Below are 12,409 nucleotides of genomic sequence, written 5' to 3' on the forward strand. Positions count from 1 at the left end.
GCCGAATTCGCGTGCTGACGAGCCGGAGGCGCCGGGAAGGACGCGGTAGTCGGCCCAGAAACGTCGCGGCCGACGCCCTGCGCCTGACCCGGCACGAACGAGACAGACCGACACCTTGAGTGCAGAAAGAGAGCACACCTCATGAGCGGCATCACCCTCATCGGTACGGGGAACATGGCCCGTGCCATCGGCACGCTCGCAGTGGCGGGCGGCAACACCGTCGAGGTCATGGGACGCGATCAGTCCAAGGCCGATGACCTGGCCAAGGCACTGGGCGGCGGCGCGACGACGGGCCAGTGGGGCGCCGTCCCGGCCGGGGACATCGTCATCACGGCCCTGTTGTACGACGGTGTCGTTCCGGTCGTCGTGGAGTACGGAGACGCCCTCGCGGGCAAGGTCATTGTCGACATCAGCAACCCCTTCAACGCCACGTTCGACGGACTGGCCCACAGCGAGGAGACCTCGATCGCGCAGGAGGTCGCCAAGGTGGCCCCGGCCAGCGCCAGCGTGGTAAAGGCATTCAATACCATTTTCCGCAATGTCCTGGAGAAGGGCCGGCCAAACGTCTTCATCGCCGGCGACAATGCGCAGGCCAAGGCGGGCGTGGCGGCATTCATCGAGAGCCTCGGGCTGCGCCCGCTGGACGTCGGCGGCCTGAAAATGGCGCACTGGCTGGAAGGAATGGGCCTGGTCACGGTGAGCCTCGCCGGCAACGGGGTCGGGCACTGGGACTTCGCCCTCGGCGTCAACGAATTTACCGGCTGAGCCCCCGGGGCCGAGCAGTCGGCGAACAGGGCGCCGTCCGCCCGGACAATGGTTGATGGATCACCGACTCGCTGATGTCGGATATCAATGTTGGCGAACGATCCTGCCCGAGGAGACTCTCGCGATGAAGCTCGGTCTCGTATTCGTGGGGCGGCGTGTCTCCGATCGCGCTGTGGAGCCGGTGGTTTTTGAACCCCGGTCGACCCATGCCGCGGTGCCGAGTTCGACGTCGGCGAGGCCGTGCCAGGGTCGGCGAGGCTTGATCAGCTCCGTTTTGTGGAGGCCGGTCCGGGACTCCATGGGCGCGTTGTCCAGGCATCACCGACGGTGCCGACCGAGGCGTCGATACGGGCCTCGAGGAGGTGCGCCTGCGCTGGCGCCGGACCCGCCCGTGCCGGGTGAGCGCTACGTGGACAAGGGGCGGCGGGGCCGAAGACGACGTCCCGGTCGGCCGTGTGACCCGCGCACGCACCGCGTTCGCCGACCGGGTGGCGTCGCCGGACAGGTGCGGCCCTGAGGCTGGATCCCTCAGGGCCAGACCCCCGGAGAAGTCGATCCGGCGGGCCCAGTGCGGATGGTCTATCAGCGGATTCCGGTTGCCCTGGAGTTCCGCGATGGCCGCGTTGCGGTGCAGCTCGTATGCGGTGACCGGCTCCCGCTCGTGCCACTTCAGCAGTACCGGCAGCCGGTCCTCGGGGAACTCGCGCGCGGCGTCGCCGACCTGTCCCGGATACCGGAGCAGGAAGTACAGAGTGGCCCGGGAGACCGCTCCCTTGCCGTTCGCCGGCTCGAATCCCACACTCTCGCGCATCCCGCAGTCGTCCCGGACCGCTTCCTCGAAGTCGGGGAAGTCGAAGTACGGGAAGTTGCCGCGGAAGCTGTTGCAGCCGACCTCGCAGGCGAACAGGTGGTGGAGATCACCCCGCATCGGCTCCTGCTTGGCGAACCACGACTGCGGTACCACGTGCTCGCAGTTGAACGGCATCGACGCCTCCAGCGCGTCGAACTCCGCCTCGAACTCGGCCGGACCCGCCGTGCTTTCCTGGAGCAGCAGTTCCTGCACCCGCGCCAGCCGCACCTCGGCGACGGCCGCGTCCGCCCTTATCAGCTCCTCGGGGGAGAAGTCCTTGCCCGAGTAGATGCTGCGCAGGCGGCCGTCCTTGTGCAGGTCGACCCAGGGGTAGACCAGCCGCATCGGCTTGTAGCGGGGCTGCGGGGTGTGGGTCTCCTCCAACAGCGCGGTGAGCGCACGGCGCAGCGCGTCACCGTCGTGGGTGTCCACGCTCGCGTAGTACGCCTCGCGTGCCGCCGCGTCAGCGCTGCGGTCGTAGTACGGCCGCTCCTGCGCGAGCCGGTGGTTGATCAGCGCGGCGTCGACGTCCTTCTCGACCGCTGACACGACATCCGTCCGGCCGGCCGAGGGCTGCGGCCCCGCTGCCGGCGACGGTGCGAGCGCAGGAATGGTGGCGAGGAGGCCGGCTGACGAGACCGACGAAGTGCCGAAGTCGACGGTGATCCGCAGCGGGACGGTGAGCTGCGCAGCCCCGCCGGCCACCGGTGACGGCAGACCCTGTGCCTGTTCCTGCGCCTTTGAGTGCGCCGTGGTCCCTGACCCGTTGGCGCCCGCCAGAGAGGAGCCGCCGTCCGCCGTGGGGGTGGGCATCGGCGGAGCACTCTCCACCGGCGACGGCGTGAGTCCGGTGGCGAAGACTTCGTCCCGCAGCCGGGCCGCCTCACCGGTCAGGTTGACCTCGCGCAGCGCACTCAGCACCCGGCTGATCCGCACGCCTTCGTTGGCCCGCCACGCCAGTTGCTGGTCACCCATGTCCGGACGCCACACCGAGCCGTCGATACTCAGTGGCCGGCCCTGGTCGTCGGTCTTCGGGACGGCCGAGTGGTGCAGGGCGACGACCTCCCACTGGTCGTTGAAGACGGGTGACCCCGACGAGCCCTCACGGGTGTCGGACTCGTAATGCAGGAACCGCTCCAGCACGTCGACAATCTGGTTCTCGCGCAGCGCGATCTGCTTCGGCTCGCCCCGGGGGTGCTGGATTATGTTGACGAACTCCCCGATGATGACCTTCCCCTGTGCTTCGCTGAGGACCAGCCGGCCGAACGACGACAGCGTCTCCCCCTGCGTGCCACGCGGGGCCACTGCGACGAGGCTGTAGTCCAGTGCCCGGTCGGTGACGAAGAACCGCTGTGGCTCCAGTGCGAAGACTGCCGGCACGAGCGGGCCACCGTCGACTCCGTCCTGGAACGCGAACGCGACCCTGCTGCGGTGTGCGTCCTCGGGGTTGCGCAGCACATGGTTGTTAGTGAGCAGCAGGGACGGGGACACCATGAAGCCGGTGCCGTGTCCGCCGCCCGGTCCGGTGATGGTGACCCGGCCGACCGAGCGGGAGACTTGGAAGCCCTCCTCCAGGAACGCCACCGGGGCGAGGTTGTTGCGCCCGATGATGCGCTCCAGGCCCAGCACATCACTGTTGAAGGCATCCGGGGGTAGTTGCAGAGTGCTTCCCGCGCTGCTGGCGGGATCCGTGGGCGTCCGCTCGATCGCCCGCGCCATTGCCCAGTCGGCGCCGAGCCGAGCCAGCCGCTTCTCGACCCGCTGGGGGGCGTCGGCGTACAGCACGCCGCGCGTCTCGAGAACGGTCTGGTTTCTTTCCCGGTGTTCGGTCCGGTTCTCGTAGCGTGCCGCGGCCATCGTCAGTTGCGACAGATAGTCCGATTCTCGTTCGGAAGCGAGTTCCGCCGTGGCCATGGTGTGCCTCCTGGCCTGATCAATTGTGGCGGTCGTGTCTGAGGGACACGGTGTGTGGGGTGGCAGGCGAGGTGGCGTCGGATGAAAGGCGTCGCTCTGCCGAGGTGCGGGCGGGCGGTGTCGCGCTGGCCGCTTTCTGCACACGTTCTATTGTTATCGATGCTTGCAGACATTGGAAACATGTGCAAAGTAGCCCAGCAGACCTGGTGGTTGAAGGTTCATTGGGGCACCGCGCAGCGACCCGCTGTGGCCGGCGACGACCCAGAGGGCGGAGTTGTGCGCATCGCCTCCGCCGTCCAGCTGTTCGTCATCTGCTTCGTCAACCGGGCGCTCGGCACCTGTCCGTTCTGGACGTCGTCCGACTCGGCTGATCCACCGCCCGCTCGAAGGAGAGCCGCGCTAGGTGCCGAAGGGCTGCCGACCGGCCGCCTGGGCGGTCCGGCCGTCGCGGCGCGGCTGTCGAGGCGGGAACGATGGGGACCCCAGTCCGCGCCGCGGGTGCCGGGCGGGGAACGCCGGCGCCGACGACGACGGCACGGCACCGGAGTTGAGCCGGCTGCGTCGGAAGGGGTTGGGCCACCGCATTCTCCGCGCGCCGTTGCCGGCGGCTTCGACGACAACCATGCTCTTGCCCGTGGCATACCGGACGGCAAGAAGGTCATCCGGCCGCCACTCGACCGCGATGGAGCCCTGCTGGCCTGTCCCGGTGGCCCGTGGCCCGGGCCGGTGGACCTCCAGGAGAAGGACGTCCCCGGGACCCAGCCGTCCTCGGCAAAATCAGTGGTGACACGAACGGTTTCGGCGTCACCGGCATCGCACCTGAGCGGTGATCAGCGCCTCGTCGTTCTCTCTGCCGACCGCGACCGCCATCCGGGCCGCTACGGACCGGGGCACGCTCTACGGCCCATGGTCTTGCCCGCGCCATAGCCGTGCGAGGCGCCACGGCGGGCGATCTTCGGAGTGATCTCGCGGCGCCGGAGGAGTCGCCGGTACTGGTCGAAGTCGTAGCCTTCGTTGGCGAGCAGTTGGTCGGGGGCACCGCGAGTGGTGTGCCGTCGGCGAAAGCCGACGAGTAGATGGTCTCAGCCTCGGATCCAGAGGATCTGCGGCACGGCCACCGGCCGGGTCGGGTACGGCCCGTCAAGCGTCGGCCTGCTCCGTGAAGTGCCGGAGAAGGGCTGCCTGGACGTGCTGGAGGAACAGGGTGTTCTGCTTGATCTGGGACAGGCGGGTCGTGGCGTGGGCGGCGTACTCCGGTCCTTCCACGGCGGAGGCCAGGAGGAAGGCGGCGAGTACGTCGATGCCGCGCGCCGTATCCGCGAACTGGCCCACGGGGACCATACGGCGGTCGAGCGGGACGGCGTCGTCGGCGACCACGTCAGTGACCAGAGACGGCTGCCAGCTGTCCGCGTTGTTGAGCGAGTAATGGGTGTCGAACCGGACGGTGACTGTCTCACTGGCCGGCACATCGACGCTGTACGAGCCGTCGTCGTTGGTGTAGGCATGGTCGATGAGGGTGAGGTCGGGGCGGTAGACGCTGACCTTGATCATGAAGATCGGCTCGTCCCCGGTGATGGTTCGTACATGCCCGTGCATGAGAGTCTCCTCTCTCGGGCGCGACCGGGATTCTCTCGTCGAGGACGTGCGGGGGCGACCCAAATCGGCGAACGCAACTCTGATCAAAATACAGGCATCCGGGGGCCGTTCGTGCGCGCCTCATTCCAGGTTCGCCCTGCGCGCTCGCCATGTCAATTGCGGTCCGGGGCGTTCGTCCGCGCTGCACAGGGCACCTCTGCTGGATATGGGCCACGGCAATAGCATGTCCTCTCCACGCAACGTTACGACCGTGCGTAAGAGGGCGTAAAGCGTGGCGAATGCACGATGATCAACTGTCTCCGGTGTCAATCCCCTGGTTGCGTAGAGACGTTGGTTATGCGGCCCGCTCTTCCTGATTGGTCCGCCCCCGCGTTTCCTGGGTGATCCGTTCGAACTCGACGGGTGGTTTCCCGCTGGCCGCGCTGTGACGGCGTCTCGTGTGGTAGACGTCCGCGATCCACGTGGCGGTCTTCAGCCTCGCCTCGGCGCGGGTGGCAAAGGTGTGCCGGTGGATGTACTCGACCTTGAGGACCGAGTGGAACGACTCCGCGGCGGCATTGTCCAGCGCGGACCCGACGCGCCCCATCGACTGCACCACGCCCCAGCGGCCGCACAGCTGCTGGAACGCCTCGAATGTGTATTCACTGCCGCGGTCCGTGTGGAAGATGACGCCGTCGACCTGGCCGCCTCTCGTCGCGATCGCCATCTGCAGGGCGGCGCTGACCTGAATGACCCGACGGCGTGGGCCGTTCTTCAGCCCGTGCTCTCCTCAATCCGCAGGCTTCCCCTCAACGGCTGGGACCCGCGGCCAAGCTCGGCGGGGCACTCAGCGCCATCAGCGCTGCCCGGCACCGAAACGGAGGACGCCTGGCCGGAGACGGCGCAGCGTGTGGAGGACCTCCGCAAAAGAAGGACCTCCGCAAAGAAGGCCTGAACCTGGCCTGAACCTGCCCCGGCATCAGCGCGAGGAGGGGAGTGGGTGGTGTGGGATGACGCTGCGCGGTGACGTTGTCAGGTGGGGCGGTCGCGCCCGCGCGGTGCTTGGGCCGTCGCCCCTGGGCCGGGCTCCGCGGGAGGCATGGGTGGCAGACCTGCAGCGATGCCCGGCAGCAGCACCGGCTCCAGCCGGATCGAGTCCAGACCGCCCAGGTAACGCTCCAGCTCCGGCGGCCGGTAGCCGGGGTCGCGGTCGTAGCGCTCCTTGGTGGGGACCGCGAGGAACTCGTTGCCATCGGGCTCACCGTCGTCCCTCACCGCTTTTCCGAGAGGCCGGTGGTAGGGCTTGGCCAGTCGGTACATGCCCGTCCGTGAGGCGTGTAGCGGGCCCGAACCGTCCGGCTGTACACGGAAGTTGATGCTCTGCTCCGGCTTCATCACCTTCGGCCCGGGCGCGCTGAGGACATCGGCATCGAACTGCAGGCCATGTCTGCGAGCCTGGTCGACCATCCACAGCAGGGTGATGTCGGACAGCCCCGCCTCCTTGTAACCGCCACCGACATCGCAGTGCACGCCGGTGAACCACACCTGCTTCAACTCCTGGCCCCGCTCGGCGGCACCGGGCTGTTGGTGCCACAGGGTTGGCCGGAACGCCGAGCGCTCTTCGTCGACGGCCAGCACGTGGAAGGCCGCTCTGACCCAGCTGCTCAGCTCGGTGTCGTGGAACGCCCACCGGTGGTTGAACCGGTTCACGGAAGGCTGTAGCCATGCGGTGTCGGGCAGCGGGACACCCAGGGCTCCGACTGTGTCCCACACCCCGACGAAATGGATCTCCGTCTCGCGCGCATACGAGCGACGGAACAGCGTCGCGGCCGCGCCGGTCGCTCGCTCGATCCGGTCGCGGTAGAGAGCCCAGGCTTCCGGGATCCGGTCACGGTGGTCCCTGCGCAGAATCCCGCAGTTGCGCACCAGGCCCGCCAGGCTGCGTGCGGTGAATGCGCCTCGGCTGAAGCCGAAGAGGAACAGTTCATCGTCGGGCTCGTACGTCTCCACGAGGAACCGGTAGGCGTCGATGACGTTCTGGGACAGACCCACGCCGAACGCACCTCCGCGCAGCCGCTCCCGCCGGGGGGTGCCTACGCCGCGGTGGTAGTAGACGCGCTGCTCCTTCCCGGCTTCGGAACCAGGGCGCACGGACAAGGCGACCTTGGCGACGTTGGTCTTGCTCGGTTGGTCGGCGAAGTTCCACGTGCCGTCGCAGCAGACGACCAGACGCTTGGCCATGACGATTCCTCCTCGCATAGGCGTGGAGCGGCGCTTATCACACATCCATGCTTCCACCACTCGGCAGGCCATGCCATACGAGGGCTGCCGCCGCCGGTCGTGTGTGTGCGTAACGTGGCGCGCACGGTGATCACCGATCTGCCGGCAACTGATCGACCGTCAACTGGCCGCGCAGGCCGGGCCGAACCGGTCACCGCAGGGTCCTGTCGGGACCGTGTGGTCGGTGGAAGGCATCCGGCACCGCATCGCCCGCAAGGGCGTCGAGACCTCACAGCGACTCGGCCGACACCGCCGGACCATCGAACGGACCACGGCCTGGCTGGCGGGCTGCCGTCGACGCCACCGCCGCTACGAACGCAAGGCAGAGCACTTCCTCGCCTTCACCCGCGTCGCCTGCACCCTCATCCGCTACCCGGACTGCTGGTACGCGCAGCTCAGTCTGCTCCAGGCACTGTGCCTGTGGGGGCTGCCGGACGGTGCCGGCGGCGGACCCGACGGGCACCAGCCGTTCCAGCCGCTCGGCGGGGCCACCGCAGTACGGACGGTGAAGCGCTGGTTGGCGATGGCGGGCACGGGGAACCGCGCGCCGGGTCAACCGGACCAGCCCGGCGACTCGGCCCGGCGGTGCCTGCATCCGTTCGTCGCCGAGGCCGGCGATCCGGTCGCCCTCGCCCTGGAGACCGGACAGCCCGAGCGGTTCCTGTGGGTCGACGAAAAGGGCGTCGCCGACAACATCGGCGGCCGCGCGGGCCACATCGGGAGCTACCGCAGACAAAGCCTGTGGATCCCTCCCTCGGTCGGCTGGAGCACCCTCGACCCACGCGCCCAACGACTCGTCGCCGACGTCCTGGTGATGCTGAACCTCCTGGAACGGGACGGGCACCCCGACGAGGTCGAAGAACGCCTGGCCCGCATGGAGCAGCCCGGGATGTCGTTGCCGCCGTGCATCCGTACGGACCGGCAGCCGCTCCAGCCCGGACTGCTGCCCTGGGCCCTCCGTATCCCGCGGTGCGGGACCGGGACCCTTTAGGACCCGGCCCCGCCGTCCGCCCAGCGACTCCGGTCCACTCAGGACACTCAGGCGATGTCCACCTTCTGATACGCCTCGTCGATCGCCGTCTGCGCGGCGGTCCGCAGCGGGGCGTTGCCGGAGAGGTACGTGCTGGCGACGTCCCGCAGCGCCCGGTGCATGTCCTCGAACTCCGACTCTCTCAGCAGTCGCACCAGGGCGAGATAGATCAACAGCGCCCACTCCTCGACCTTGAGGACCGGCTTGCCCGCCGTGTCCACTGAGGTGAGCAGGTGGAACATTGCCTTGTTGTGGATGTTGCTGTTGGTGTGCACCCCACCGCTGTCGCGCGTAGTGCGCAGATAGTCGCGCATGTGGTCGGGATCGCCGGTCCGGACGGGATCGCTCATGTCGCGCAGCGGCAGCCCGCCGCGGCCCAGCCCGGCCCCGATCTCCCAGTTCCACGTGTGTACGTCCTCGCGGTCCGGTGCCTGGTACCAGTTGGCGATGATGACGCCCATCGTGTCCGCCAGCGACTCGTTCAGGGCGCCGGACTGGTCCTGGTAGACCAGATCGCTGGAGGTCTCGATCACCCCGTGGGTCATCTCGTGGGCGATGACGTCGAAATGCCGGGCCAGGCTGACCAGGCGGGTCCCGTCGGACACCTGGCCGTACCACATCCGCCTCTTGAACCAGACGGCGTTGAACCACTCGGGTCCCGGCCCGTTCTCGTGGTAGGTGCAGTTGACCACGGAGATCAGGTCCATGTCGGCGTCGTCGATGCCGTTTCGGTACAGCTGGTCGCGGTAAAACCTCTCCACCCGCTCGGCGTTGACATGCGCCGAGACCCCGGCCCGGTGGCCGTCGCCGAAGTCCGCCTGCGGCGAGCCGATCGCCGAGGCCAGCGGCCGGGCGGTGTCGATGTCGGCGAAGTCCAGGTCGTACGTGGCGATCTGCCGCCACCTGTCGTGGAGCAGGTACGAGCCGTCCTGCCGACTGCCCTGGATCCGATGACGGACACTGACCTCGTCCTCGCCCTCCAACCGGGTGGGCACGGTGATCGTGGGGGCCATCCCGTACGACTTGAGGATCTCACCAGAGTACGCGTCGACGAGGTAGCCGGTGAGGGGGAAGGCGTCGCGCGGCGACGACCCGAGGCCATGGCCGCGGTCACCTTCCTCACGGCGGTTTTCCGGCAGTTGGGCCGGCACTTCACGCACGTGCCAGGCCAGGTGCCAGTGGTCGTCCCGGCTGACGTACGCCAGCGTCTGCGGTGGCAGCTCCTCGGCGCTGACGGTGCTCCCGGTCGCCGTCTTGATCCGCTCCACGGCCTCCGTGCCCGACAGTTCCGGCACTGAGCCGACGCCGGTCACCGCGCCGAGCTTGCCGTCCATCGAGACCAGCCGCTGGTCCTCGTCTATCTCGACCAGTACCTCGGCGCCGATGATGGGGATTTCCTGCTGGGTCTGCTCGAAGCGGACCAGAGTGGTGCCGGTGCCTGCCTGGTGGCGCTCTGTGCTCAGTGAGAGATCGGGTACCCGCTCGGGCCGGTCCTCCCGAACGGCCTCACGCAGCGCCGGCGCCTCCTCCTGCGCGAGCTTCTCGGCCAGATAGAACCGTGCGGCGGACTCGGCCGAGTTGAAGCCCCGGGGCTCAGCGCCCTCCGGGGCTCTCACGCCGCGAACCGATTCGGGCCCTGGAGGCGCGCCATCCGCCTGCGGGTCGTCGGTGAAGTGATAGCGGAATCTTTCCAGATGCGACATGACTATGACCCCTTGCTGCGCCCCTCGCGGATTCTGTCCCACCCCCGTGCCGTTCCCACCGTTCGCATATGCTCCCTTCAAACGTCACACCCCGGTGTGCGGGCGGCAACCGGGCGGTTCGGAGCACCGGGCAACCCGTATCCCGTTCAACTGTGCGACGTTGAACGGCATCCCCCTTACGCCCGGGGATGCGGGAACGCAACTGCGGGCCGAGGATGGAGTCATCGGGAGCCTGTTCTCGAAGCGGCGTGCACGGTCGCGGGCCGCGGCGCGGGGCCACAGGGCCCTCCGGGCTCCCGGGTCGCGGAGGAACTGAGATGCCCGTGCTCTTCTTCGACATCGGGGCGACCCTGGCGGATGGCCGGCGCGAGGCCGACGGCTCACTGACGCTACTGCCCCGGCCGCGCGTCGTCGCTGTGCTCGACTCCGTGCGTGGGGTGCCCAAGGGCACCATCTCCAACCCCGGGACGAGCGAAGGCGCAGCCGCCTCGGCTGCGGCGGCGCTTCACGAGGCCTTCCCCGGCCGTTTTCCGGACGACGGTCTCGTGCACTGGGGTCCGAAGAACAGCCGGCGGCTCTTCGACGAGGCGGTCGCGAGCGCGGCGGGTGCGGGGGCGGAAGCCGTCGAGGCCGACGAGTGCGTTTTTGTGGGGGAGGACTCTCAGGAGCGCGCGTTCGCCCGGGAAGCGGGGATGCGCACCGCGGTCCATCCCGTGTTCACCCTCGCGGCCTTGGAGAACCGTCCCGCCTTCTGGACACGGATTGAGCTGCCGGAAGGTCAGGAACTGCCCGGGCTGGAGGCGGTCGCGAACGAGGCCGAGGTCGTTCCGGTGCATGTCGCATCCGAGCGGCTCGTACTCGCCATGGCCACCACGCGCGGCGCCCAAACACTCGAACGGGCCGGATTCACCGTGGACATGCGCGGACACGTGGAGGACACGGCTGCCTTCCTCGTCCGCGACAACCGTCCGCTCCAGGTTGCCGACGCCTTCGCGGACACCCCGTCCGCCACCCGCTACGACGCCGAAACGTCACTGCGCGCCTCGGCCGTCTTCGGCTTCGTCGCCGATGAGCTGGCGGGAACGGCGACTCCGCCGGTCGCTTCGCTGGGGCCCGCACCGGGCGGTGTCTATCTCGCCGCGCCTGCCGGTACCCCGGTCGAGGATGTGCACCTACCCGGCGCGAAGCCCGGACATACCGAACGGCTGCTGCCTGACCCAGCCCTCCTTGCCCCGCGCGGCGAGGTCCGGCTCGCAGGCCTCACCGCGATGGCCGGTGACGGTCTCCCCTCCACCCGGACGATCGCCGCGGTCCGTGCGGCCGTGACCCCCGACGTGCTCCGCGGGCACGTGGCCCGCATCTCCGGGATCGAGCCGCTCGTGGCGGGCGGGTCACTGAAGGTCCGCAGCCGCGACGCATCGGCCGAGGACAACGGACGGGTCGTCGAGGCGCTGGCGCGCCGGTTCCAGGACCTCGGGCTGACGGTCCGACTGCACCCCTTCCGGTGGCGCGGACATCAGCTGTTCAATGTGGAGGCCGAGCACCGTGTCACCGGCGCCGACTCCACCGTGCTCATCGCCGCGCATCTGGATTCCACCGCGGCCAATGGTGAGTTCTTCGACGCGGACGGCGAGCCGCGCCTGTACGACCCGGCCGTGGACCCGGCGCCGGGCGCCGACGACGACGGGAGCGGCACCTCGGGCGTCCTGGCTGCGGCCGAGTGTCTGAAGGCGCTGCTCGAAGACGGTGGCGCGCCGACCCGGAACGTACGCTTCGTGCTCTTCAACGCCGAGGAACAGGCGCTGGCCGGCAGCAAGTTCTACGCACGGGCCGCCGCTGCGGCGGGCGACCGCATCGCCGGTGTCTTCCAGATGGACATGATCGCGGGCCGGCAGCAGGGGAGCACGCCCACCGTCGAGATCCACAGCGGCTCCTCGGTGCCGGGCCCGGTCGTGAGCGCGTCCGACGCTCTGGGAGACCGTGTCGCGCGTACCGTCCCGGTCATCGACCCCGAGGTGACGGTCCAGCAGGTCACCGGCGCCGACGACCCGGCGGTGGGGCGCAGCGACCATGCGAGCTTCCACGAGCGGGGGTGGGCGGCCGTCGCCGTCTCCGAAGATCTGTTCTCCACGCCCGACGGCGCGCCCGGGAACGGCACCCGGCAGTACCACACCCCAGGCGACACCCTCCACGACCAGGACTACAGCACGGACTTCGCGGCCACCGTCGCACGATCCGTCACCGCGACCGCCTTGACGCTCGCCGGTCTGTGACCCATGTTCGCCCTCCCAC

The 12,409-nt window shown here is 69.0% G+C and carries 7 protein-coding genes and 2 pseudogenes; 3 read left to right on the forward strand and 6 right to left on the reverse strand.

Annotated features, from left to right (window positions below; translation table 11 throughout):
• Window positions 1–141: 141 nt before the first annotated feature.
• Window positions 142–765 carry an NAD(P)-binding domain-containing protein gene (locus P1P75_RS19520; RefSeq protein ID WP_319257021.1) on the forward strand — a complete coding sequence of 208 codons (624 nt, stop codon included), beginning with the start codon at window positions 142–144 and terminating at the stop codon, window positions 763–765.
• Here P1P75_RS19520 and P1P75_RS19525 read toward each other — a convergent pair.
• From P1P75_RS19525 to P1P75_RS19545, 5 genes and pseudogenes are all read right to left on the reverse strand, one after another.
• A complete protein-coding gene (locus P1P75_RS19525; RefSeq protein WP_319257024.1) occupies window positions 755–3,529 on the reverse strand; it encodes an endonuclease in 2,775 nt (924 codons plus the stop codon). The genes P1P75_RS19520 and P1P75_RS19525 overlap by 11 nt on opposite strands.
• A 911-nt stretch (window positions 3,530–4,440) precedes the next feature.
• Window positions 4,441–4,563, reverse strand: a pseudogene (locus P1P75_RS19530) (IS5/IS1182 family transposase); the annotation flags it as partial.
• 106 nt (window positions 4,564–4,669) lie between these two features.
• Window positions 4,670–5,125 carry a carboxypeptidase regulatory-like domain-containing protein gene (locus P1P75_RS19535; RefSeq protein ID WP_319257027.1) on the reverse strand — a complete coding sequence of 152 codons (456 nt, stop codon included), beginning with the start codon at window positions 5,123–5,125 and terminating at the stop codon, window positions 4,670–4,672.
• 334 nt (window positions 5,126–5,459) lie between these two features.
• A complete protein-coding gene (locus P1P75_RS19540) occupies window positions 5,460–5,882 on the reverse strand; it encodes an integrase core domain-containing protein (RefSeq protein ID WP_319257043.1) in 423 nt (140 codons plus the stop codon).
• A gap of 254 nt (window positions 5,883–6,136) precedes the next feature.
• Window positions 6,137–7,345, reverse strand: a complete 1,209-nt coding sequence (locus tag P1P75_RS19545; RefSeq protein ID WP_319257030.1) for a DUF2235 domain-containing protein — start codon at window positions 7,343–7,345, stop codon at window positions 6,137–6,139.
• Window positions 7,346–7,586: 241 nt separating this feature from the next.
• Between P1P75_RS19545 and P1P75_RS19550 the strand changes: the two are divergent.
• Window positions 7,587–7,751: pseudogene (locus tag P1P75_RS19550) on the forward strand (IS5/IS1182 family transposase); the annotation flags it as partial.
• Between the two features lie 671 nt (window positions 7,752–8,422).
• Here the strand turns inward: P1P75_RS19550 and P1P75_RS19555 are convergent.
• Window positions 8,423–10,030, reverse strand: coding sequence for a M4 family metallopeptidase (locus P1P75_RS19555; RefSeq protein WP_319257033.1), 1,608 nt, complete (start codon window positions 10,028–10,030; stop codon window positions 8,423–8,425).
• 404 nt (window positions 10,031–10,434) lie between these two features.
• Here P1P75_RS19555 and P1P75_RS19560 point away from each other — a divergent pair, with 404 nt between their 5' ends.
• Window positions 10,435–12,390 carry a M20/M25/M40 family metallo-hydrolase gene (locus P1P75_RS19560; protein WP_319257037.1) on the forward strand — a complete coding sequence of 652 codons (1,956 nt, stop codon included), beginning with the start codon at window positions 10,435–10,437 and terminating at the stop codon, window positions 12,388–12,390.
• Window positions 12,391–12,409 lie beyond the last annotated feature (19 nt).

The sequence above is a fragment of the Streptomyces sp. ID05-39B genome (assembly GCF_033794725.1).
In the GTDB taxonomy this organism is placed as follows: Bacteria; Actinomycetota; Actinomycetes; order Streptomycetales; family Streptomycetaceae; genus Streptomyces; species Streptomyces bobili.